This is a genomic window from Saccharothrix longispora, assembly GCF_031455225.1.
GTDB classification, from domain to species: Bacteria; Actinomycetota; Actinomycetes; order Mycobacteriales; family Pseudonocardiaceae; genus Actinosynnema; species Actinosynnema longispora.
Genome location: NZ_JAVDSG010000001.1, coordinates 1,885,863 through 1,908,452 on the forward strand (window position 1 = coordinate 1,885,863; position 22,590 = coordinate 1,908,452).

Annotated in this window: 22 protein-coding genes; 11 read left to right on the forward strand and 11 right to left on the reverse strand. The window is 73.7% G+C overall.

All coding sequences use genetic code 11. The features are described from left to right. The first annotated feature begins 86 nt into the window (after nt 1-86). The 4 genes from J2S66_RS07990 to J2S66_RS08005 are packed head-to-tail and all read left to right on the forward strand — an operon-like array spanning nt 87 to nt 3,592. Nucleotides 87-737, forward strand: coding sequence for an ABC transporter permease (locus tag J2S66_RS07990; protein WP_310305719.1), 651 nt, complete (start codon nt 87-89; stop codon nt 735-737). Further along, nucleotides 727-1,866 carry an ABC transporter ATP-binding protein gene (locus J2S66_RS07995; RefSeq protein ID WP_310305722.1) on the forward strand — a complete coding sequence of 380 codons (1,140 nt, stop codon included), beginning with the start codon at nt 727-729 and terminating at the stop codon, nt 1,864-1,866. Before J2S66_RS07990 ends, J2S66_RS07995 begins: the two co-directional genes overlap by 11 nt. After that, complete coding sequence (locus J2S66_RS08000) at nt 1,863-2,618, forward strand: ABC transporter permease (protein ID WP_310305725.1); 756 nt, start codon at nt 1,863-1,865, stop codon at nt 2,616-2,618. The genes J2S66_RS07995 and J2S66_RS08000 overlap by 4 nt, the downstream gene beginning before the upstream one ends. Next, complete coding sequence (locus J2S66_RS08005; RefSeq protein ID WP_310305727.1) at nt 2,615-3,592, forward strand: glycine betaine ABC transporter substrate-binding protein; 978 nt, start codon at nt 2,615-2,617, stop codon at nt 3,590-3,592. The genes J2S66_RS08000 and J2S66_RS08005 overlap by 4 nt, the downstream gene beginning before the upstream one ends. 105 nt (nt 3,593-3,697) lie before the next feature. Here J2S66_RS08005 and J2S66_RS08010 read toward each other — a convergent pair whose 3' ends face one another. Beyond that, nucleotides 3,698-4,576: an alpha/beta fold hydrolase gene (locus tag J2S66_RS08010; protein WP_374726068.1), complete on the reverse strand. Its 879-nt coding sequence runs from the start codon at nt 4,574-4,576 to the stop codon at nt 3,698-3,700. A 115-nt stretch (nt 4,577-4,691) separates the two neighbouring features. Here J2S66_RS08010 and J2S66_RS08015 point away from each other — a divergent pair, with 115 nt between their 5' ends. Next, nucleotides 4,692-7,832 (forward strand): ATP-binding protein, encoded by a 3,141-nt coding sequence (locus J2S66_RS08015; protein WP_310305729.1) that lies wholly within the window; start codon nt 4,692-4,694, stop codon nt 7,830-7,832. Here J2S66_RS08015 and J2S66_RS08020 read toward each other — a convergent pair. Continuing rightward, nucleotides 7,829-8,248 (reverse strand): protein-tyrosine phosphatase family protein, encoded by a 420-nt coding sequence (locus tag J2S66_RS08020; protein ID WP_310305731.1) that lies wholly within the window; start codon nt 8,246-8,248, stop codon nt 7,829-7,831. The two genes, J2S66_RS08015 and J2S66_RS08020, sit on opposite strands and share 4 nt — an antisense overlap. A 231-nt stretch (nt 8,249-8,479) precedes the next feature. Between J2S66_RS08020 and J2S66_RS08025 the strand changes: the two genes are divergently transcribed. Then, nucleotides 8,480-8,890 carry a hypothetical protein gene (locus tag J2S66_RS08025; RefSeq protein ID WP_310305735.1) on the forward strand — a complete coding sequence of 137 codons (411 nt, stop codon included), beginning with the start codon at nt 8,480-8,482 and terminating at the stop codon, nt 8,888-8,890. A gap of 1 nt (nt 8,891) precedes the next feature. On the opposite strand, the gene J2S66_RS08030 is transcribed toward J2S66_RS08025, so the two are convergent. From J2S66_RS08030 to J2S66_RS08050, 5 genes are read right to left on the reverse strand one after another with little or no spacing between them, the layout of a single operon-like run. Continuing rightward, a complete protein-coding gene (locus tag J2S66_RS08030; protein WP_310305737.1) occupies nt 8,892-10,787 on the reverse strand; it encodes a hypothetical protein in 1,896 nt (631 codons plus the stop codon). 40 nt (nt 10,788-10,827) lie between these two features. Then, nucleotides 10,828-12,330 carry an arabinosylfuranosidase ArfA gene (gene arfA / locus J2S66_RS08035; RefSeq protein WP_310305739.1) on the reverse strand — a complete coding sequence of 501 codons (1,503 nt, stop codon included), beginning with the start codon at nt 12,328-12,330 and terminating at the stop codon, nt 10,828-10,830. Between the two features lie 7 nt (nt 12,331-12,337). Beyond that, entirely contained in the window at nt 12,338-13,180 is an 843-nt protein-coding gene (locus J2S66_RS08040) for a carbohydrate ABC transporter permease (RefSeq protein WP_310305743.1), read from the reverse strand. Further along, entirely contained in the window at nt 13,177-14,076 is a 900-nt protein-coding gene (locus J2S66_RS08045) for a carbohydrate ABC transporter permease (RefSeq protein ID WP_310305745.1), read from the reverse strand. The genes J2S66_RS08040 and J2S66_RS08045 overlap by 4 nt, the downstream gene beginning before the upstream one ends. Then, nucleotides 14,073-15,422, reverse strand: coding sequence for an ABC transporter substrate-binding protein (locus tag J2S66_RS08050; protein WP_310305748.1), 1,350 nt, complete (start codon nt 15,420-15,422; stop codon nt 14,073-14,075). The genes J2S66_RS08045 and J2S66_RS08050 overlap by 4 nt, the downstream gene beginning before the upstream one ends. A 296-nt stretch (nt 15,423-15,718) precedes the next feature. Here J2S66_RS08050 and J2S66_RS08055 point away from each other — a divergent pair, with 296 nt between their 5' ends. Further along, nucleotides 15,719-16,738, forward strand: a complete 1,020-nt coding sequence (locus tag J2S66_RS08055; RefSeq protein ID WP_310305751.1) for a LacI family DNA-binding transcriptional regulator — start codon at nt 15,719-15,721, stop codon at nt 16,736-16,738. 266 nt (nt 16,739-17,004) lie between these two features. On the opposite strand, the gene J2S66_RS08060 is transcribed toward J2S66_RS08055, so the two are convergent. The 3 genes from J2S66_RS08060 to J2S66_RS08070 form a co-directional block, all read right to left on the reverse strand. Continuing rightward, nucleotides 17,005-17,454, reverse strand: a complete 450-nt coding sequence (locus tag J2S66_RS08060; protein ID WP_310305753.1) for a peptidase inhibitor family I36 protein — start codon at nt 17,452-17,454, stop codon at nt 17,005-17,007. A 274-nt stretch (nt 17,455-17,728) separates the two neighbouring features. Beyond that, nucleotides 17,729-17,971, reverse strand: coding sequence for a DUF6343 family protein (locus J2S66_RS08065; protein WP_310305756.1), 243 nt, complete (start codon nt 17,969-17,971; stop codon nt 17,729-17,731). 3 nt (nt 17,972-17,974) lie between these two features. Beyond that, nucleotides 17,975-18,886, reverse strand: a complete 912-nt coding sequence (locus J2S66_RS08070) for a universal stress protein (protein ID WP_310305760.1) — start codon at nt 18,884-18,886, stop codon at nt 17,975-17,977. Between the two features lie 88 nt (nt 18,887-18,974). On the opposite strand from J2S66_RS08070, the gene J2S66_RS08075 reads away from it, so the two are divergent. The 4 genes from J2S66_RS08075 to J2S66_RS08090 are packed head-to-tail and all read left to right on the forward strand — an operon-like array spanning nt 18,975 to nt 21,976. Continuing rightward, the gene (locus J2S66_RS08075; protein ID WP_310305763.1) at nt 18,975-19,373 is read left to right on the forward strand and encodes a TOBE domain-containing protein; all 399 of its coding nucleotides are present in this window, start codon (nt 18,975-18,977) and stop codon (nt 19,371-19,373) included. Nucleotides 19,374-19,377: 4 nt separating this feature from the next. Continuing rightward, on the forward strand, nt 19,378-20,133 hold the full coding sequence (gene modA / locus J2S66_RS08080) for a molybdate ABC transporter substrate-binding protein (RefSeq protein ID WP_310305765.1): 756 nt from the start codon (nt 19,378-19,380) through the stop codon (nt 20,131-20,133). Next, nucleotides 20,130-20,930 carry a molybdate ABC transporter permease subunit gene (modB, locus tag J2S66_RS08085; protein ID WP_310305767.1) on the forward strand — a complete coding sequence of 267 codons (801 nt, stop codon included), beginning with the start codon at nt 20,130-20,132 and terminating at the stop codon, nt 20,928-20,930. The genes modA and modB overlap by 4 nt, the downstream gene beginning before the upstream one ends. Beyond that, complete coding sequence (locus J2S66_RS08090) at nt 20,927-21,976, forward strand: ABC transporter ATP-binding protein (protein ID WP_310305769.1); 1,050 nt, start codon at nt 20,927-20,929, stop codon at nt 21,974-21,976. Before modB ends, J2S66_RS08090 begins: the two co-directional genes overlap by 4 nt. A 31-nt stretch (nt 21,977-22,007) precedes the next feature. Here the strand turns inward: J2S66_RS08090 and J2S66_RS08095 are convergent, their stop codons facing one another. Next, nucleotides 22,008-22,397, reverse strand: coding sequence for an ATP-binding protein (locus J2S66_RS08095; RefSeq protein WP_310305771.1), 390 nt, complete (start codon nt 22,395-22,397; stop codon nt 22,008-22,010). Nucleotides 22,398-22,590 lie beyond the last annotated feature (193 nt).

Here is a 22,590-nt window from a genome sequence, read left to right on the forward strand (position 1 = left end):
GAGTCGGGGGATTGCCGAGCAAAGGGGTAACCGATTTCACGGACACGCACGTCGACGACCGTCCCGGGTGGACCGGAGGCGGGGTCGTGAACTTCTGGGAGTTCCTGGTCGACCGGTGGAACCGGTTGCTGGTCGAAGCTCTGCTGCACGTCAGCGCGGTGGTGCAGTGCGCCCTGCTGGCCGCGCTGATAGGCGTGGCGATCGGGGTGGCGGTGTACCGCAGCCCGCTCGGCTCGGCCGCCGCGACGGCGCTCACCAGCGCGATCCTCACCATCCCGTCGTTCGCCCTGCTGGGCCTGCTGATCCCGGTGCTGGGCCTCGGCGTGAAGCCGACCGTGGTGGCGCTCGTGCTGTACGGGCTGCTGCCCGTGGTGCGGAACACCATCGTCGGCCTGGGAGGCGTGGACCACGCGGTGCGCGACGCGGCGCGGGGCATCGGGATGAGCCGGTTCGGCGTGCTGACCAGGGTCGAGCTGCGGCTGGCGTGGCCCGCGATCCTCACCGGGACGCGGGTCGCCACGCAGATGCTGATGGGCATCGCCGCCATCGCCGCCTACGCCCGCGGGCCGGGTCTGGGCGTGGAGATCTTCGCCGGCCTGACCAGGGCGGGCAGCGCGAACGCGACCAACCAGGCGATCGCCGGGACCCTCGGGATCGTCGTCCTGGCGCTGGTCCTGGACGGGATCTTCGCGCTGATCGGCCGTTACACCGTCTCCAGGGGGATTCGTGGCCAGTGAGATCGAGCTCGTCGACGTGACGAAGCGCTACCCCGATGTGAAGGCGCCCGCGGTGGAGTCGTTCAGCCTGACCGTCCCGGCGGGCGAGACCGTGGTGTTCGTCGGGCCGTCCGGGTGCGGCAAGACCACCACCATGCGCATGATCAACCGGTTGATCGAGCCGACGTCCGGCCGGATCACCATCGACGGTCGGGACACGCTGTCGCTGGACCCGGACGAGCTGCGCCGCGGCATCGGGTACGCCATCCAGCAGGCCGGGCTGTTCCCGCACCTGACCGTCGGCCAGAACGTCGGCACGGTGCCGGGCCTGCTGGGCTGGAGCCGGTCGAGGGTGTCGGAGCGGGTGGACGAGATGCTCGACCTGGTCGGGCTCGACCCGGCCGACTACCGCGACCGCTACCCGCGTCAGCTCTCGGGCGGTCAGCAGCAGCGCGTCGGGGTGGCCCGCGCGCTGGCCGCCGACCCGCCCGTGCTGCTGATGGACGAGCCGTTCGGCGCCGTGGACCCGATCACCCGGGGCAACCTCCAGGACGAGCTGATGCGGCTCCAGGCCGAGCTGCGCAAGACGATCGTCTTCGTCACGCACGACTTCGACGAGGCGGTGAAGCTCGGCGACCGGATCGCGGTGCTCGGGCCGCGCTCGACGGTGCTCCAGTACGACACGCCGGAGGCGATCCTGGCGAACCCGGCCGACGACACGGTCGCCGGGTTCGTCGGCGCGGGCGCGTCGCTCAAGCAGTTGCGGCTGCGGCGGGTCCGCGAGCTGGAGCTGAGCCAGGCGGTGACGGCGTCGGTGCACGACGAGCCGGCCGAGGTGGGCCGCAGGCTGGCCGGGTCGCCGAACCGGTACGCGCTGCTGCTGGACGGCCGCAACCGGCCGGTGAGCTGGGTGCACGCGGGCAACCCGGGGCAGCCGCAGCCGGTGGGCGCCTCCGTGTCGTTGCAGTCGACGTTGCAGGACGCGCTGGAGGCCATCCTGATCGAGGGCGGCGCGGCGGTCGTCACGGGCGCGCGCGGCGAGTACGTCGGGCTGGTGGAGATGGACGCCGTGATCGGCACCGTGCAGAAGCTGCGCGACGAGCACGCCGTCGACGGCGAGGCGGCCGACCGCGTGGGGGTGGAGACGTGACGACCGCGGTCGCCTCGCGGCAGCGGGCCGAGCGGCTCCGCCTGCTGATCCAGCCGCTGGCCGTCGTCGCGCTCGTCGGCGGTGTGCTGACCTGGGCGTTCACCCGCGACCTCGACTCGATCGAGCAGGCGAGCATCAACGTGCCGACGCTGGCGTCCGCGACCTGGGACCACCTGGTGATCAGCGTCGTGGTGACCGCGCTGGTGCTGGTGGTGGCCGTGCCGCTGGGCGTCGTGCTGACCCGGCGGTGGGCGCGGCGCGCGGCGCCGGTGTTCCTGGGCGTCGCCACGATCGGCCAGGCGTCACCCGCCATCGGCATCCTCGTGCTGTTCTTCCTGGTCTCGGGCCTGGAGGGGTTGTGGGCGGCGGTGCTGCCGATCGCCTTCTACACGCTGTTGCCCGTGCTGCGGAACACGATGGTCGGCCTCCAGGGCGTGGACCCGGCGCTGGTGGACGCGGGGCGCGGCATCGGCATGTCCGCCGGCGCGGTGCTGCGGCGGATCGAGCTGCCGCTGGCCGTGCCGCTGATCCTGGCCGGCCTGCGCACCGCGCTGGTGCACGCCGTCGGCGTCGCCACGCTGGCGGTGTTCGTCAACGGCGGCGGCCTCGGCCTGCTGATCGACACCGGTTACAAGCTCTCGCGGGTGACCGTGCTGGTCACCGGGGCGGTGCTGGCCGTCGGGCTCGCGCTGCTGGTGGACTGGCTCGGCGCGGTCGCCGAGACCTACCTGGGACCGAAGGGATTGCGATGAGGGCGCGGTTCGCCGGGGTCGCGCTCGTCGCGACGACCCTGCTGGCCTCGGGCTGCGGCCTGGAGTCGTCGTTCGCGCTGCCGTTCGAGGTGGCGCCCGGATCGATCCGGCCGGTGCCGGAACTGGCCGGGGTGGAGGTGGCGGTGGGGTCGAAGGACTTCACCGAGAACCAGGTCCTCGGCTACCTCGCCGAGGTGGCCCTGGTCGCCGCCGGGGCCGAGGTGCGGGACATGACCAACATCCAGGGCTCCAACAGCGCGCGCCAGGCCTTGATCACCGGCGACGTCGACCTGTCGTGGGACTACACCGGGACGGGGTGGATCAGCTACCTGGGCAACACCGAGCCGATCCCCGACGAACGGGGCCAGTACGAGGCGGTGCGCGACGCCGACCTGGAGCGCAACGGCCTGCGCTGGCTGGAGTACTCCGAGGTCAACAACACGTACGCGTTCGCCGTCACCGAGGAGTTCGCCCGCACCCACGGGCTGCGCACCACCTCCGACATGGCCGCGCTGATCGCCCGTGAACCGGACAAGGGCGTGTTCTGCCTGGAGACGGAGTTCGTCAGCCGCAACGACGGGTTCCCGGGCGTGGCGGCGGCCTACGGCTTCGACCCGGGAGCGGTGGAGGTCAAGACGTTCGGCACCGGCACGATCTACTCCGCCACGTCGACCGGCCTGTGCAACTTCGGCGAGGTGTTCACCACCGACGGCCGCATCGTGGCGCTGAACCTGGTCGCCCTGGAGGACGACAAGAAGTTCTTCCCCCAGTACAACGCGGCGATCGTGCTGCGCGAGGAGTTCCACCGGGCGCACCCGCAGGTCGCGGAGGTGATGGCGCCGATCGTCGGGAAGCTCGACAACGAGACGGTCCTCGCGCTCAACGCCGAGGTGGACGTCGACGGCCGCGACCCGGCGATCGTCGCCCGCGACTGGCTGGTGCGCGAGGGGTTCGTGACGCTGCCGACGTCGTGACGGGGGCCGGAGGCGGTGCCGACCGGCGTCGGTCACCTCTCCACCCCCCGTGACGTGGTGCGCGGTGGCAGGAGCCACGGGCGCGGGGTCCGGTCCGCCGCCGGGCTACCTCGCCAGCAGGTCCCGCAACGCCTTCACCACGTCCGCCGGGGCCTCCTCGGCCATGAAGTGCCCGCACGTCACGGTCCGGTGGTCGAGGTCCGGCGCCCACGCCCGCCACCGGGCGGCGGCGTCGAAACCGAGGGCCGTGCCCCAGTCCTGCTGGAGCACGGTCACCGGCATCCGCAGCACCGCGCCCGACTCCAGGTCCGCCCGGTCGTGCGCCACGTCGACGCCCGCCGACGCGCGGTAGTCCGCCACGATCGACGGGATCGCCTCGCGCGAGGCCCGCAGGTACTCGGCCCGCACGTCCGCCGGGATCGCGTCCGGGTCGGTGGCCCAGACGTCGAGGAAGTGGCCGAAGAACTCGTCCGCCGCGCCGGCGATCATCGCCTCCGGCAGGCCGGGCGGCTGCGCCATCAGGTAGAGGTGGAAGCCGACCGCCGCGCTCGTGCCGCGCATCACGTCCCACGTGTCCAGCGTCGGCAGCACGTCCAGCGACGCCAGGTGGGTGACCGCCTCCGGGTGGTCGAGGCCGGTCCGGATCGCGACCAGCGCGCCACGGTCGTGCCCGGCCAGCGCGAACCGCTCGTGCCCGAGCGCACGGGCCAGCGCCACCACGTCCCGGCCCATCGTGCGCTTCGAGTACGCGTGGCCGTCCGGGTCGGCGGGCTTGTCGCTCGCCCCGTAACCGCGCAGGTCGGGAACGATCACGGTGTGGTCGGCGGCCAGGTCTGCGGCGACGTGCCGCCACATCAGGTGGGTCTGCGGGAAGCCGTGCAGCAGCACGACGGGACTGCCCGAGCCGCCGACGGCGACGTGCAGCGACACGTCGTCGGCGACGGTGACGCGCTGCTCGGTGAACCCGGTGGTCATGGGGGGCATGGGGACTCCTTCGTGGTCGTGGACCCAGCCTGCGGGCCGCCGATCAGCACCCGGTCAGTGTCGGATCAGCACGGCCCGGCGGCCCGGTGGACGGCCACGTAGGTTGGTGCCCGCGATGGTGGAGTTCCGGGTGTTGGGGCCGGTGGTGGCCGAGGACGTGCGCGGGCCGGTCGACCTCAAGGGGCCGCGGCACCGCGCCGTGCTGGCGCGCCTGCTGGTCGCGCGGGGACGGGTGGTGCCGGTCGCGCGGCTGGTCGACGACCTGTGGGAGGACGACGCACCGGGCGGTGCGGTCGGCGCCGTGCAGACGTTCGTCGGCGCGCTGCGCAAAGCCCTGGAACCGGATCGACCGCCCCGGACGCCCGCGCGCCTGCTCGTCACCGCCGCGCCCGGTTACGCGTTGCGGGCCGAGGTCCGGGCGGTGGACGCGTGGCGCTTCGAGGCGGTGGTCACGTCGGCGGCGCGGCTGGTGGAGGACGAGCCGGGAGAGGCCCGGGCGCTGCTGGACGAGGCGCTCGCGCTGTGGCGGGGACCGGCGTACGCGGAATTCGCCGACCGGGCGTGGGCGCGCGGTGAGGTGGAGCGGCTGGCCGAACTGCGGTTGTCGGGGGTGGAGCTGAGGGCGTCGGCCGCCCTGGCCCTGGGGGCGGCGGCCGAGTCGGTGCCGGACCTGCGGGCGCACGTCGCGGCGAACCCGCTGCGCGAGGACGGGCGCGGACTGCTGGCCCTGGCGCTCTACCGGGCGGGCCGGCAGGGCGAGGCGCTGGCCGAGCTGCGGTCGGCGCGCGAGGTGCTGCGGGCCGAGCTGGGGGTGGACCCGGGACCGGCGTTGCGCCGACTGGAGGCGGACGTGCTCGCCCAGGCCCCGCACCTCGCACCGCCGGGGTCGCCGACCGGTGGTGCGCGGACGGCCGGCTCCCGCACCTGGTCCGGTTCCGGGCAGCCGTTCGTGGGCCGGGCGGAGGAGCTGGCCGAACTGGAGCGCGCGGCGGGGGAGGGACGGCGGCTGGCGCTGCTCTCCGGCGCGGCCGGTGCGGGCAAGACCGCGCTGGCCAGGGCCTTCGCGGAACGCCTGGCGGCCTCCGGCCGGCGGGTCGCCTGGGGCACGTGCCCGGAACTGCCCGGCGCGCCCGCCGCCTGGCCGTGGACGCAGGTGCGCGAAGCGCTCGGGTCGGACGACGTGCCCGCCGGGTCGCGGTTCGAACGCCACCGGGCCGCCGCCGCGGCCGTCGCCGGGCTCGGGCCGGCGCTGCTGGTGCTCGACGACCTGCACTGGGCCGACGAGGAGACGCTGGCCCTGCTGACCACCCTGGTCACCGACCCGGCCGCCGGGCAGGCGCTGGTCGTCGGCACCTACCGCTCCACCGACCTCTCACCGGCGCTGACCGAGGCGCTGGGCAGGCTCGCCCGCGCCGAACCCGTCCGCGTCTACCTGGGCGGGCTGACCGGACCGCAGGTGCGGGAGCTGGTGCGCGCCACCGCCGACCGGGAGCCGACGCCCGTCGAGGCCCGCGCGATCCACCGGCGCAGCGGCGGCAACCCGTTCTTCGTGCGCGAGCTGACCCGGCTGTGGCGGACCGGGGGCGACGCCGTGCTGCACGCCGTGCCGACCGGCGTCCGCGACGTGATCCGGCACCGCCTGGCGGCACTCCCCGAAACGGCCCGCACCCACCTGCGACGGGCCGCGGTCCTCGGCCAGGACGTCGACCTGGACGTCCTGGTGCGACTCGCGGGCGACGAGGAGGGCGTGCTGACCTCGGTGGAGACCGCGCTGGCCGCGGGCTTCCTGGTGGAGCGGGACGCCGACCACGTGCGGTTCGCGCACGCGCTGGTGCGGGAAGTGCTCTACGAGGACACCTCGCTCGCCCGTTGCGCCCGGCTGCACCTCGCCGTCGCCGACGTCCTCGAAGCGATCCGGCCCGACGAGGTCGAGGCCATCGCGCACCACCTGCTGCGCGCGGGCGGCAGGGCCGCGCCGGACCGCACCGCCCGTCACGTCCGCGCCGCCGCCGAACGCGCCGAGCACCGCTTCGCCCCGCACGAGGCGGCCCGCCTGTGGCGCGCGGTCCTGGACCTGGCGAACGGCGTCCACACGGACGGCGACCACACCGGCGGCAGGGACCGCCTCGACGCCCTCGTGGGCCTGGTCCGGACGCTTTCCGTCGCCGGTGACCTGCCGGCCGCCCGCCGGTACCGCGCCGAAGCCGTCACCGCGGCCGAGGCGCTGGGCGACCCGGTGCGCACGGCCGCCGTGATCGGGACGTCCGACGTGCCCGCGATCTGGACCACCAACGACGACGAGGCCCTGTCCGCCCGCCTCGTCGCGGCAGCCGGGCGCACCCTCGCCGCCCTCCCCGCCGGGCACGACGGCGACCGCGCCCGCCTGCTCGCCACCATCGCGCTGGAGAGCCGGGCCGACACCACGCGCCGCGGGGCCGACGCCGCCGGGGAAGCCGAGCGGATCGCCCGGGACCTGGACGACCCGCTCCTCCTCGCCACGGCCCTCAACGGCCGCTTCCTCCACACGTGCCACCGCGCGGGCCTGGCGCCGGAACGCGCCCGGATCGGCGCCGAACTGGAAGCCCTGGCCGCCCGCCACCACCTGGTCGCCCACGAGGTCCTGGCCCACCTGGTGCTGCTCCAGGCCCACGCCGCACGGGCCGACCTGCCCACCGCCGACCACCACGCCGCCGCGGCCGACGCCCTGGCCGCCCGCCACGACCTCCCGCTGGTCGCCGTCTTCACCGAGTGGTACGCCGCCCTGCGCCTGGCGATCACCGGCCACCACGACGAGGCCGCGGCCGCCTACCGGGCCGCCGCCGCGCGCCTGCCGTCCACCGGCATGCCCGGCCTGTCCGCGGGACTGCTCCCGCTGGCCCTGCTGACGCTGGACATCCGGCAGCCGGACGCCGACTGGGGCCCGTACGAACCGTGGACCCGACCGGCGGCCGACATCCCCGACCCGCCGCACGACCTGCTGCTGGAAGCCAGGCTCTGCCTCCACGCCCGAGCCGCCGTCGCCGCCGACGACCACCCGGCCATGACCCGCCTGCACGCCGCCCTGCTCCCGGCGCGGGACGAACTGGCGGGCGCGGGCAGCGGCCTGCTCACCTTCGGACCGGTCGCCCGGTACCTCGGCGACCTGGCCGGGGCGCTGGGCGACCAGGACCAGGCCGCCGCCCACTACCGCCGAGCCGAGGAGGTGGCCCGCGAGGCGGGTGCCCCGCACTGGGCCGCCGCCGTCCGGGACCGCTAGCGGAAGCGCGTGACGAACCGCTTCTGCCAGGGCGTTTCCACCGCGCGCCGCGCGTAGTGGGTCCGCACGTACGCGACCGCCTCAGCGGCGGGCACGCCGTCGAGCACCGCCAGGCACGCCAGCGCGGTGCCCGTGCGGCCCATGCCCCCGCCGCACGCGACCTCGACGCGTTCGGTCCCGGCCCTCGACAGCACGTCACGCAGCGCCGTCGCGAGCGCGGCCGGGTCGGACGGAAGCCGGAAGTCCGGCCACCGCACCCACGTGCGCCGCCAGGTCGTCTCCGGCGGCTCGGACCCCAGCAGGTACAGGCCGAACTGCGGTTCCGGGCCGCCCGGCAGCGGTCGGCGCAGTCCGCGGCCGCGCACGAGCTTCCCGGACGGCAGGCGCAGCACTCCCGGTGCGGTCGCATCCCACATCGCATCCCCCGTTCGCCGTTGGTGCGGGAGCACGATTCTGGACCACCGCGTCCGGCGCTCCGACAGGGGGACGCGCCCGGTGCCGGAGCGGACCCCGAAGTCGTGACAGGACACCCGGACGGCACGTCGTCGCAGGTAGACGCCCTGGAATGGAATATTTCGGCTGCTCCGTGCGGGTGCACGTGCAGATGCACGGCAACCGGTTCGGTGTCCCGGCCTTACCCTCGTCACGTGAACAGCGAGCCGCTGCCCGTCGCGGTGCCGCAGCAGACGCGTGCCGGGTCGAGCACCGCCCACGACCGGGGGCCTGCGCCGGACCCGGTCGCGGTGCTGGCGTCCGCCGTGGACTCCGCCATCGCCGCCCTGTCCCCGCGCGTCCTGCGCGACGCGGAAGCGGGGCCGGTCCTCGAATCGATGCTGGCCGCCTTCGCCGAGGCGGTGGCGCCGGTGCAGGCCGGGCTGGTCGTCAGATCCCCGGCCGACCCGCTCACCCTGGTCCAGGGCTACCTGGGCAACGCCTTCACGCACGCCGCCGGCGGCGACCCGGACGCCACGCGCGCCGCCCTCATCGCCGCCCGCGCCGCCTTGGCCCACCTGGTGGACGACGACCGGGACGACGAGGGCGGGAACTGGCGGTTCTGACCTACAGACCGCCCGGGCCGTTCCACGGGGAGCGCCCCGGGGGAGGGGGATCGGGCTCGTCGATGTCCGGGGTGGGCGGGTCGGGTTTGTCGATCTCCGGGGTGGGAGGATCGGCCGGCGGGGAGAGGTCGGTCGGCAGCGGCGCGTTCCGCAAGAAGTCCAACAACCCCACGCGAGCCGGTTCGGGCACACCGGTGGCCACGTCGAGGGCCTCCGTCAGCTTCCAGGTCACCATGGGACCGACGAGGTCCTTGCCGAGCATCTCGCGCGCGGCCTGACACTCCCCGAGACGGTTGTCCAGCGCGCAGGACACGACACCGATGAGGCGCACGCCTTGCGCGAGCAGGGTCAGGGGCACCGCGTCGAGCATCAGACGGCCCACCACCTCGCCGATGAGGTGGGCCACGGACTCCGGCAGCCCGACGATGCCGGTGGCGCACCAGGCGATGCCCTTCCGCACCGATTCCGGCGCGAAGGCGAGCCCGTTCGCGATCTCGCACAGCGTGCCGCACCGGGGCGCGCCGCCGAGGCAACAACTCACGTTCGTCCCGATCTCGCGGCCGATCGCCGTGGGCACACCCTGCTCGACCCCCAGGGTGAACACGTCGCCACCCAGCTTGGCGCCGATCTCCAGCCGCCTCTCCCGGTCGTCCGGGAGGTCCAGCGCGGCCGGTGGGGCACGGCGGACCGAGGGGGCGGAAGCGCCGGTGCACGGCGACGTCTCCGTCACCTCGCGCAACCGGTCCGCCGTGACATCACCGCACGACGCGCAGCCGGAACCGATGCCGCGCACCTCCAGCGCCCCGTCGGGGCGCCCGCTCAACAGCCACAGCGACACGCAGTCCACGCAGCAGAACAGGTCCGATGTCGTCCCGTCGTCCGCCTCGTCCGACTCGGAGAGGCGTGTGGCTACGTGGGGCTCCGGCTCGGTGGCGGCCAGTACCTCCTGGAGGACCATCAGGAGCAGCCGCTCGACCAGGACCTCGTGGGACTGCTCGGGTTTCGCCAGGTCGTGGGCGCACCGGCACGACGGGAGCCCTTCTTCGCCGGCGCAGGCGAGGACACCGATCACGCGCAGGGCCTGTGCGAGCGGTAGGGGGGCCTGCGCCGCCACCGCGAAGACCGCGCGGGCCAGGGGCTCCGGTGGTCCGGTGAGGTCGGTGGCGCACCAGGCGATGTCACCTGCGGCCGGGGCGCGCACCCGGGTGAGTCCGTCCGCCATCGCGGCGAACGCGGGGCACGACCGGCCGCTCGCGGAGCCGGCGTTCCGGTCCGCGACCGCGTGGACGGCGACCGCGTCCACCCCCGCCAGGCGGGCCACGAACGCCACGACGTTGTCCGGCGGCAACCGGCGCGATGGCCACTCCGACGGTGGGGCGGACGGACGGGCCGGCTCGTTGCCGGGGGCCACCGGGGCCGTCTTCGCGCGCCACAAGCGGGTCAGGGTGTCCTCGCCGCACGAGGCGCACCCGTCCGGGCCGCACAGGTGGCGCACCCGGCTGGTCCGGTCCGGGTGCGTGCTCAGCAACCACGACGAGCCGCACGCCGTGCAGCGGAACAGGTCCGATGTTGTCGCGTCGTCCTGCGCGGCCTCGGCCGCCGCCTGCTCCGCCGAGCGGCGCTCCAGCTCCGCGAGCGCCGCCTGCGACTCGGCCGCCCGGCGATGGGCGTCGGCGTTGTCGGCGCGCAGGCCGGCGACGACGGCCTCCAACTCGTCCACCCGCCGGCGCGGGCCGTCGAGCCGCTCGTCGCACTCGCGGAGCAGCCGCCGCCACCTTTCCTCGAAGATCTCCCGGTCGACGCGCGACTTCTCGGCCACGGCGAGGGACACCGCGCGCTCCACGCCCCGCCGGAACGGGCCGAACCTGATGAGGAGGGCCCACAGCCATCCGTCCATCCGGCCACCGTACCGAGGGGCGCAACGCACGACGGCGGTCTCAGCCCCGCCGGGCCACCCGGATGACGTGCCACGACACCGGGGGCAGGGTCGCGCGCAGGACGCCGTCCACCACGGCGGCGGACGACGGGGTCGGGATGACGCGGTCCGGTTCGGTCACGCTGTTGGTCGCGGTCGTGTCCTCGTCGTGCAGGCCCCACGCCTCGACCACCTCCACCTCGCCCAGCGCGGCCAGCGGCACGGTCAGCTCGACCGGTTCGGACAGGTGCCGGTTCACGACGAACAGCACCGTGCCGCCGTCGGCGGAGTGCGTGGCGACCGCGTCCACCGCGGGCACGTCGCCGTAGCGCGCGGTGGGCACGGTGGGGGAGTCCACGGCCACCCGCAGCACGTCGCCGGCCGCCAGGCGCGAGGTCAGCGCGAACGGGTGGAACGTCGTCTGCCGCCACGCCGGTCCGCCGGGTTCGGCGCGGATCGGCGCGATCACGTTCACCAGCTGCGCCTGGCACGCCACGGCCACCCGGTCGCTGTGGCGCAGCAGCGAGATCAGCAGGCTGCCGACGACCACCGCGTCGGTCACGTCGTAGACGTCCTCCAGCAGCGGCGGCGCGACCCGCCACTCGGTGGGCGGGTCCGCCTGGAACCGGCTCAGGTACCAGACGTTCCACTCGTCGAACGACAGGGTGATCCGCTTGTCGCTCTTGAGCCGCGCGCCCACCGCGTCCGCCGTCGCCGCCACCCGCTCGATGAAGTAGTCCATGTCCACGGCCGACGCGAGGAAGCTCGCCACGTCTCCGTCCAGCGGCTCGTAGTAGGCGTGCAGGGAGATGTGGTCCACCTGGTCGTAGGTCAGCGCCAGGACGGTGTCCTCCCACGCGCCGAACGTCGGCATCGCCGAGTTGGAGCTGCCGCAGGCCACCAGCTCCAGGTCGGGTTCGGCCTGGCGCAGCGCCCGCGCCGTCTCCGCGGCCAGGCGGCCGTACTCGTGCGCGGTCTTGTGCCCGGTCTGCCACGGGCCGTCCATCTCGTTGCCCAGGCACCACAGCCGCACCCCGTGCGGCTCGGGCGAGCCGTTGGCGCGCCGCAGTTCCGACAGGTGCGTGCCGCCCTCGTGGTTGGCGTACTCGTGCACGTCGAGCGCCTCGGCCACGCCGCGCGTGCCGAGGTTCACCGCGTACATCACCTCGACGTCGGCCTTGCGCGCCCAGCGCGCGAACTCGTCCAGGCCCACCGCGTTGTCCTCGATGGAGCGCCACGCCAGGTCGCGTCGCGTCGGTCGGGAGGCGACCGGGCCGACACCGTCCTCCCAGCGGTAGCCGGAGACGAAGTTGCCGCCCGGGTAGCGGACCACGGACACGCCCAGCTCGCGGGTCAGCTCCAGGACGTCGCCGCGGAAGCCGTCCTCGTCGGCGGTCGGGTGGCCGGGTTCGTGGATGCCCGTGCGGACGCACCGGCCGAGGTGCTCGACGAACGACCCGAACAGCCGGCGGCGCACGGGCCCGACCACGTGGTCGGGGCTCAGGGCGAGGGAAGCGGTGAGCATGGTCCTCCTACTTGAGTGCTCCCGCGCCGGCGCCGCTGCGCCAGAAGCGCTGGAGCAGGACGAAGGCGACGACCAGTGGGACGATCGCCAGCAGCGAGCCGGTGACGACCAGGTTGAACAGCACGCGCGTGCCGGCCTCCTGCTGCGCGGTGTTGAACCAGGTGGTCAACCCCACGGTGAGCGGGTACAGGTCGGCGTCGCTGAGCATGACCAGCGGCAGGAAGTAGTTGTTCCACGTCGCCACCAGGGTGAACAGGAAGACGGTGACGAGGGCGGGCCGCATCATCGGCAGCACGATCCGCCAGAAGATCCGCAGCTCGCCCGCGCGGTCGATGCGCGCCGCTTCGAGCAGCTCCACCGGCACGCTCTCCGCGACGTACACCCTGATCAGGTAGGTGCCGAACGGGCTCAGCAGCGAGGGCAGGATGACCGCCCACGCGGTGTCCACGACCTCCAGCTCGGACAGGATCAGGTACGTGGGCAGCACGAGCGCGGTCGCCGGCACCATGATCATGCCCAGCAGCGCGGTCTCGAACAGGCGCTTGCCCGGGAACGAGAACCGGGCCAGGCCGTAGCCGGCGAGCGCGGCGAGCGACGTCGCGCCCAGCGCGCTCACCCCGGAGTACAGCGCGGTGTTGGCGATCCAGCGGCCGTACGCGCCGTCGTCCTCGCGGAACAGCTGCCGCACGTTGTCCACCAGGCTGAACTCGTCGGCGAACCACAGCGCCGGGCTCGACAGCAGCCCCGGCTGGCTCTTGGTGGCCGCGACCACCACCCACAGCAGCGGGACCACGAAGTACACGATCCCCGCGAACATCAGCAGGTGCGGCAGCCTCGTGCGCGCGGTCACGGTCGGACTCCCCGGCGTCGGACGAACACCACGGCGTAGGCGACCACGAACACCAGGAACCCGAGCGCGAACGAGATGGCCGCCGAGTAGTGGAAGTCGGAGTAGGCGAACGCCTGGTTGTAGGCGTAGAGGTTCGGCGTGTAGCCGCTGGAGATCTGCGGCGCGAACCGGGCCATCACGTGCGGCTCGGTGAAGAACTGCATGGTGCCGATGACGGCGAAGATCGAGGCCAGGCCGATCGCCGACCGGATCGCCGGCACCTTCACCCGCAGCGCGAGCTGCACCTGCGACGCGCCGTCGATGACCGCCGCCTCGTACGTCTCGCGCGGCACGCCCTGGAGGGCCGAGTACAGGATGATCATGTTGTAGCCGGTCCAGGCCCAGGTGACGATGTTGCCCAGCGACAGCAGCAGCCACGACGTGCCGAAGAAGTCGACCGGTTCGCCGCCGAACCACGTGGGCGCGTCCGCGAACGGCCCGAACGTGCGGCTGTAGAGGAAGCCCCACATGAGCGCGCCGATCACCGCGGGCACGGCGTACGGCATGAACGCCACCAGCCGGAACACCGCGGCGAACCGGGTCTTCACGGCGTCCAGCGCGAGCGCGCCGGCCAGCGCCACGCCCAGCATGACGGGGATCTGCACCGCCCCGAACAAGGCCACCCGCACCAGCCCGTCGAGCAGCACGGGGTCGGTGAACGCGCGGGCGTAGTTCTCCAGGCCGGTGAACCGCGTGCCCAGGGCGAGGCTGCGGCTGGACAGGCTCAGCCAGAAAGCGTACCCCAGCGGCACCACCAGGAACGCGACGACCACGAGGAAGAACGGCAGCACGAACAACGCCCCGGCGACGGGGTGCGCGGTGACGCGCCGACGGCCCCCCACCCGCGCCCCGGTCACCGGTCGACCTTGAAGCCCTGCTGCTCGGCGTAGGCGACGACGTTCTCCTGCGTCGCCTCCAGCACCGTGCCCCACGGCCTGCTGCCCGCCACCGCCTCGGCCGCCCGGTCGTTCAGCTCGCCGAACACGAAGTCCTGGAACGGCGTGTACTGGAACTCGTCGAGCTTCTCCGACACCGGCACGAAGATCTCGTTCACCTTCTGGCCCGCGAAGAACTCGTAGGGCTTGCCGGTGAACGCCGGGTCGGCCGCGACCTCCTTGACCAGCGGGTAGAGGAACGCCTTGTGCAACCCGACGTCCCACGCCTCCTCCGACCTCCCGAACAGTTCGCGCGCCACCTTCGTGGCCGCCTCCGGGTTCTTCGCCTGCTTGGTGACGGTGAACGTCGAGCCGCCCCAGTCGCCCTGCTCGTCCGCGCCCGCCGTCCACTGCGGCATCGGCGCGACCGCCCACTTGCCCGCCGTGTTCTTCAGCGACCCGGCGACGTAGCCGGGCGTCCAGCCCGCCGCGGCCCACGTCCAGTACTTGCCGGAGTCGAGCGCGGCGGTGGCGTCGGCGGTGAAGAACGGGTCGGTGGCCATGAGCCCCCGGCTGACCAGGTCGCCGTAGAAGTCGAACACCTTGCGGCACTCCGGCGCGGTCAGCGCGATCCGGACCCGGTCGCGCGCCTCGGCCTGCGAGTAGCCGTAGGGGCGGCACCCGGCCTGCCACATCAGGCCGTTGATCCAGCCGCCGTCGCTGCCGAAGCTCGCGACGAACGCGCCCGGGTCGACGGCCTTGACGCGCTCGGCGGCGACGCGGTACTCGTCCCAGGTGGTCGGCACCGGGATGCCGTGCCGGTCGAACAGGTCCTTGCGGTACATCAGCGCCATCGGGCCGCCGTCCACCGGGATCGCGTACACCCGGTCCCCGTCCGTGGCCTGGCTCCACGCCCACTCGGCGTACAGGGGCTCGTCGTCGTTCGCGCCGTACTGCCCCATGTCGACCAGGGCGTCGAGGATGACGAACGTGGGGATCTGCTGGAACTCCACCATCGCCACGTCCGGCGCGCCCTTGCCCGCGGTGAACGCGGTCTTCAGCTTGGCGTACTGGTCGGGTCCGGTGCCGACGTTGGTCCACTCGACCTGGACGTCGGTGTGGGAGGCGTTGAACGCCTCGACCACGCTCTTGAACTCGGGGTACCAGGCCCACACGGACACGCGCACCGGGCCGTCGTCGCTCGACGCGCCTCCGCAGCCGGCGACCGCGAGCAGACCGCCCGCGGCGAGCACGCGCACGAGCCTTCCCAACCGCTTGAGCATGGACAGCGCCTTTCCGCCGCGAACGGGCACACGGCTGTTCGTCACGGCACGTGACCGCGACGGGAAGAGGGGAGGTGCTGCGGTGGTTCCGCGCGAGGGTGGCGGAACCGGTCGGGTGTTGCACCACGACCGCCGGGCTCGGTGGTCCACCGACCCTGGATGCCGCCGTGGCACCGGATTTTGCTGCGCTGCAAAGCACTATCCACCCCGTTTTGCCGCGCTGCAAGACCCGATCCGTACGCCATTCGCACCAACCGCGCGTCCTGCTTGTCGTGGGCGGCGGCCGGCGTGCACACTTCCGGCAACGACCGGGGCCCGTCCGGGCCGGGCGGAGGAGGACCATGCGCGACGCCACGCTGCGTGACGTTGCCTTGCTCGCGGGGGTGTCCCCGCGGACGGTGTCGAACGTGGTCAACGGCTACGCCCGCGTCACCGACCACACCCGCGCCAAGGTCGAGCGCGCCATCGCCGAACTGGGCTACCGGCCCAACGTGCTCGCCCGCAACCTCGTCTACGGCCGGTCCGGGCAGCTCGCGGTCGTCGTGCCCTACCTGGACACGCCGTACTTCGCCGAACTGCTCCAGGCGATCATCCCGCGCGCCAGAGACCGCGGCTACAACGTGCTGATCGACCAGACCGACGGCGACCCGGAGCACGAGCGGGACCTGGTGCGCCGCGCCGGGCGCGCCCTGCTGTTCGACGGGATGATCTTCAGCCCGCTCGGCCTGTCCCAGGACGACCTGACCGCGGTGGACCCGTCGCTGCCGCTGGTGGTGCTCGGCGAACGCGTGTCGAACGGCGTGTTCGACCACGTCGGCATCGACGACGTGGCCGCCTCCCGCGAGGCGACCGCCCACCTGATCGGCCTGGGTAGGCGGCGCATCGCCGCCATCGGGGACCAGCCGTACCCGACGGGCGAGGCCGCGCAGCTGCGCACCCGCGGCTACCGGCAGGCGCACGCCGACGCCGGGCTGCCGGTGGACGAGTCGCTGGTCATCCCGACACCGAGGTTCAACCGCGCGGACGGTTCGGGCGCCATGCGGCGACTGCTCGACCGCCCCGACCCGCCGGACGCCGTGTTCTGCTACAGCGACCTGGTGGCGCTCGGCGCCCTGCACGTGGCGCTGGAACACGGCCTGCGCGTGCCCGAGGACCTGGCCCTCATCGGGTACGACGACATCGAGGAGGGTCGCTACTCCAACCCGCCGATCAGCACGATCTCGCCCGACAAGGCGGCCATCGCCGCGACCGCGGTGGACCGCGTCCTGGACCGCATCGGCAGCGCCGAGCCGCTGCCGGGGGTGGAGGTGCGCGCCGCCCACCGGCTGGTCCCCAGGCGCAGCACGGTGGGGCGGGGCTGAACCTCGGCCCGGGTGGGTGGTGTCGCCGAGGCGGACCAGCCGCCGCGTCCGCCGTCGTGGCGGCCGCGACGGTCCGACCCCGGTGCGCGTCGGCCGGGTGGTCGAGGTGTCGCGGACGCGCGAGCCGAAGCCGTGCCGGTCTCGCCACAGGTGCAGACCCGCTCGGAAAGTCATCGCCGGAAGGTGATCCGACCCGGCGAATTCGTGTCGCAGCACCGGTCGACCGGCGAGTTGGAAAGATCAGGTGCGGCAGGTGGGTGCTGTTGTCAGCACCGGGAGCCGTCGCCGCCGACGAACACGAGTCGCGTCCCGTCGGGGAATGGGCCGGGCAGGTTGGTCGTGGGGTTCAGACAGCGAACACGCTCACCGGTGTTGGCGTTGTAGAAACCGACGGCGCGATTTCCGAACCGGTTCTTCGCGGAACGAATGGGGAAGTTCGCCTCCCACCACCCCTGGTCGCCCGGCGAGAGGGCGATCTTCGCACCCCCGTAGTCGCGGTGCTCCCAGACGCACAGTCGATAGTCCGCACAGGTGGTGTCGAGTACGCCGACTGCCGAACCGGCCGCCCCCGGTCGGGCGGAGACGTCGACCGACACGGGAATGCGATCGGCGGCCGCATGGGCAGGCCCGGCAGCGCTCGCCGGCGCGGACGGCAGGCCGAATGCGAACAAAAAGGCTAAACCGATCGGCATGACGGTTGTGCGTTTGAAATTCAAATCAAACTCCCGGTCCGGTTTCGGTATGTCCCGGTCAGGGTAAACGCAAATTTACAAGAATGTCAACCCTCCGAATCGGATCGGAGGGTCTGCTCGAATGGGCTAATACCGGGTCCTTCGAGTGGGTAAAGAGCTTGGATCGAAGCGCGTCCGGTCGTTGTCGTCTACCGGTCGGGTAGGTCGTGCGGCGCTGGTGGGTGGTCGGTGCGAGCAGCGCCACGCCGTCGAGTGCGGCACGAGTCCGCGTCGGGCTGTGCCACGTCCGGAGCGCGACCTAGCCCGGGTCGCCGCGCCGCTTGCGGTGCACGACCCAGGCGAAGTCGACCACCAGCACGACGACCAGCACGACGAGCAACCAGCCCAGCCAGCCCAGGTCCGCGCGGAAGCACAACCAGGCCGCCACGCCGTTGAACACGATGCCGAACCCGGCCACCCACAGCCGCAGGGTGAGCGCGCTGCGCGGCGGTGCGGGCGGCGGCAGTTCCTCGCCCGTGCGGTGGGCTTCCCCGTCGGTCACGGCTCACTCCCCGTGCACGACGGCGACCGTGCAGGGCGCGTGGTAGACGACCGCGTGGCTCACCGAACCCAGCAGGGCCCGCCGCACCGCGCTGCGACCGCGACTGCCGACGACGAGCAGTGCCGCGCCGCGCGCCTGCTCCAGCAGGGCGTGCGCGGGGCTGTCGAACGCCACCGCCAGTTCGGCCCCCACCCGCGGGTACCGCTGCCGCCGCACGGCCAGTTCGCGCTCGACGACCTCGCCCGCCGCGACCCGCACCGCGTCCCAGTCGTGGTTCCAGCCCAGTTCGGGCACCGCCACCGGCATCACCGCGTCCGCCCACGCGTGCACCGCCACGACGCGGAGGCCGTGGCGGTCGGCAAAGTCGAACGCGAAGTCCGCGGCCCGGCCGCTCGACGGCGACCCGTCCACCCCGACCACGACCGCCTGCCCGAGCGCGCCGGAGTCCCGGACCACGACCGTCGGGCGGTCGCCCTGGTGCGCGAGGTCGGCGGCCGTCGAGCCGAGCAGTGCCTTGGCCAGGCCCGTCCGCCCCGACCAGCCGACCACGACCAGCTCGGCGTCCGCGCCGACCTCCCGCAGCACCTCGGCGGGGCGTCCTGGCAGCAGGTGCGCCTCGACGTCGGGCACGACCTCCCGGCACTCGTCGGCGATCTCCTTCAGGTGGCTCTCGGCGAACGCGCGCACCGAGTCCTCGTTGACCACCTCGGGCAGCGGCGCGGCCCCGGCGGTGAACACCAGCTCGGGGAACGGCCCGTGCACCGCGGACACGACGACCAGCCGCAGCCCCCTGTCCGTCGCCTCCCGCGCCGCCCACAACGCCGCTGTTCGCGACTGCTCGGAGCCGTCCACCCCGACCACGACCGCCTGCCGACCGTCCACCGCCATGCGCACGTCCTCCTCCGGAGTCGCCACCCGGTTACCCCGGAGCGCGGAGCGGCAACCGCCTCGACCCTCGGCCGTGCATCGACATCGCCGCAACTGCGGAGTTACAGTGCTCAGCGTGCCGAATCTGCGGATCAGCGAGGCCGCCGCGCTGCTGGGCGTCAGCGACGACACGGTGCGCCGGTGGGTCGACCAGGGCCGGTTGGGCGCCGTGCAGCTCGACAGCGGCCGGATGGGCGTCGACGGGCGTGAGCTGGCCGCGTTCGCGCAGCGCGTCGCCGAGGCCGCCGAGCCGGGCGTCACGGTGGCCGCGTCCGCCCGCAACCGGATGCGCGGCATCGTCACCAGGGTCGTCAAGGACGGCGTGATGGCGCAGGTCGAGATGCAGGCCGGGCCGTTCCGGGTGGTGTCGCTGATGAGCCGCGAGTCGGCCGACGAGCTGGGCCTGGAGATCGGCACCGTCGCGGTCGCCTCGATCAAGAGCACCCACGTCGTCGTCGAGATCCCGGAGGGCTGACCCGGTGCGACTCCTCGCCGCGTCCGTCCTGGTGGCCGCGTCCGTCCTGGTGGCCTGCGGGAACGCCGAGCCCCCCGACCGGGGAGGGGGCCGGGTCACCGTGTTCGCCGCCGCGTCGCTGAGCGGGGTGTTCACGAAGTTGGGGGAGGAGTTCGAGGCCGCCAACCCCGGCGTCGAGGTCGTCTTCAACTTCGGCGGCAGCTCGTCGCTGGCGCAGCAGATCGCGCAGGGCGCGCCGGTCGACGTGTTCGCCCCGGCCGCGCCGGCGAACATGCGCCAGGTGGTGGAGTCGGGCGACGTCACCGCGACGCCCGTGACGTTCGCGCGCAACGCGCTCCGGATCGCGGTGCCCCGGGGCAACCCGGCCGGGATCACCGGGCTGGCCGACTTCGCCGACGCCGACGCGGCCATCGCGCTGTGCGCCGAGCAGGTGCCGTGCGGCGCGGCGGCGAAGGCGGTGTTCGAGGCGGCGGGCGTGACGCCCCGGCCGGACACGCTGGAGCAGGACGTGAAGGCCGTGCTCGCCAAGGTGCGGCTGGGCGAGGTCGACGCCGCCCTCGTCTACCTCACCGACGTGCGGTCGGCGGGCGACGCCGTCGAGGGCATCGACTTCCCCGAGGCCGGGCGGGCCGTCAACGACTACCCGATCGCACCGCTGGCCGACGCGCCCGACGCGGCCGGCGCGCGGGCGTTCGTCGACTTCGTGCTGTCGGACGCGGGCCGGGCCGCGCTCACCGACGCAGGGTTCCTCGCGCCGTGAGCCGGGTGCGGGGACGGGCGAGGCCGCCCGTCGTGCTCGTGCTGCCCGCCGCGTTGGGCCTGGCGTTCCTGCTGGTCCCGCTCGTCGGGCTGCTCGTCCGCACGCCGTGGGCCGAGCTGCCGCGGCGGCTGGTGAGCGCGGAGGTCGGCGAGGCGCTGCGGCTGTCGCTGGTGTGCGCGTCGCTGGCGACGGTCGTGTGCCTGCTGCTCGGCGTGCCGCTGGCGTGGGTGCTGGCGCGCGCCGACCTGCCCGGCCGGGGGTTCCTGCGGGCGTTGGTGACGGTGCCGCTCGTGCTGCCGCCCGTGGTCGGCGGGGTGGCGCTGCTGTTCGTGCTGGGGCGGCGAGGGCTGGTCGGCGAACACCTCGACGCCTGGTTCGGCGTCTCGCTGCCGTTCACCACGGCCGGCGTGGTGGTGGCGGAGGCGTTCGTCGCGATGCCGTTCCTGGTCATCTCGGTGGAGGGCGCGCTGCGCGCCGCCGATCCCCGCTACGAGGAGGCCGCCGCGACCCTCGGCGCGTCGCGACTGGTGGTGTTCCGGCGGGTCACCCTGCCGTCGATCCTGCCCGGCCTGGTCGCGGGCACGGTGCTGTGCTGGGCGCGGGCGCTCGGCGAGTTCGGCGCGACCATCACGTTCGCGGGCAACTTCCCCGGTGAGACCACGACCATGCCGCTCGCCGTGTACCTGGCGCTGGAGACCGACCCGGACGCGGCGATCGTGCTCAGCGTCGTGCTGCTGCTCGTCTCGGTCGCGGTGCTCGCCGGGCTGCGCGACCGCTGGCTGCGGGGTGTCGCGTGACCCTGGACGCCCACCTCCGCCTCACCCGCGGGACGTTCGAGCTCGACCTCCCGCTGACCGTCGGCCGCGGCGAGGTCGTGGCACTGCTCGGCCCGAACGGCGCGGGCAAGACGACCGCGCTGCGCGCCCTTGCCGGGTTGCTGCCGCTGACCGGCGGCCACCTGCGCCTGGACGGGCGGTCGTGGGACGAGCCGCCGGGGGTGTTCGTGCCGCCGGAGCGGCGGCCGATCGGCGTGGTGTTCCAGGACTACCTGCTGTTCGCGCACCTGTCGGCGCTGGAGAACGTCGCGTTCGGCCCACGTGCCCGCGGCGCCCGCAAGGCCGACGCCCGTGCCACGGCGCTGGGGTGGCTGGACCGCGTGGGCCTGGCCGAGCACGCCGCCGCCAAGCCCCGCGCCCTGTCCGGCGGCCAGGCGCAGCGCGTCGCCCTGGCCCGCGCCCTGGCGACCGACCCCGGGCTGCTCCTGCTCGACGAACCGCTGGCCGCGCTGGACGCCGCCACCCGCCTGCACGTCCGCACCGAACTGGGCCGCCACCTCGACCGGTTCCCCGGTGGCGCGGTGCTCGTCACGCACGACCCGCTCGACGCGATGGTCCTGGCCGACCGCCTGGTGATCCTCGAACGCGGGCGGGTCGTGCAGGAGGGCACGCCGACCGACGTGGCACGCCACCCGCGCACCCCGTACGTGGCCGACCTGGTGGGCCTGAACCTCTACCGCGGCACCGCGGACGGCACGGTGGTCGACCTGGCCGCCGGTGGGCGCCTCACCACCGCCGAACCCGCGTCGGGGCCGGTCCTGGTCGCGTTCGCGCCGGCCGCCGTGAGCCTGCACCCCGAGCGCCCCACCGGCAGTCCCCGCAACACCTGGCGGGTGACCGTGGCCGGCGTGGAGCAGCACGCCCACACCACCAGGGTCCGCCTGGACGGCTCCCCGCCCGTGCTGGCCGACATCACCACGGCCACGGTCGCCGAACTGCGCCTGCGCCCGGGCGACCACCTGTGGGCGGCGGTGAAAGCCACCGAGACGCGCACCTACTCGGCCTGACCGCTCCCCAGGAGGGTCAGGAGCGGGAGGGTCAGGAGCGGACTTCGGCCCACACGGTCTTGCCGTCGTGGTCGCACTCGAAGCCCCAGTGCGAGGACAACCGGTTCACCATCACCAGCCCGCTGCCCTGCGCCGGGACGTCGGGTCTGCCCAGGACGGGCAGGGTGCTCGGGCTCCGGTCCACGACCTGCACGCGCAGCGCGTCGCAGTCGTCCACCCGCCACAACCGCACCCGGTACGGGCCGTCCGCGTGCCGGTGGGCGTTGTCGATCAGCTCCGCGGCGATCCGCACGAAGTCGTCACCGGGGCGGATGCCCACGCAACCGGCCACCTGGCGGACCCAGACGTCCACCTCGGGCGGGGTCGGCACCGCGTCGAGCACGAGGTCGAGGCCTTGGTCGAGCGGCCCCGCCATCTTCATCACACGCACACCTCCGACACCTCGTCGACTGCAAGGTGTTGCCCCCAGGTATCCCCTGGTCGGGTGTCTCAAACCCGCGACCGGGTGAAGGGCATCACCCATGTGGTTCGCGCCCGGACGCCACGTCGGGTGGAATTCGACGGTGACCGGATGACCGATGTCCGCGGTGCCCGGTCCCGGTACTCCCCGGTCC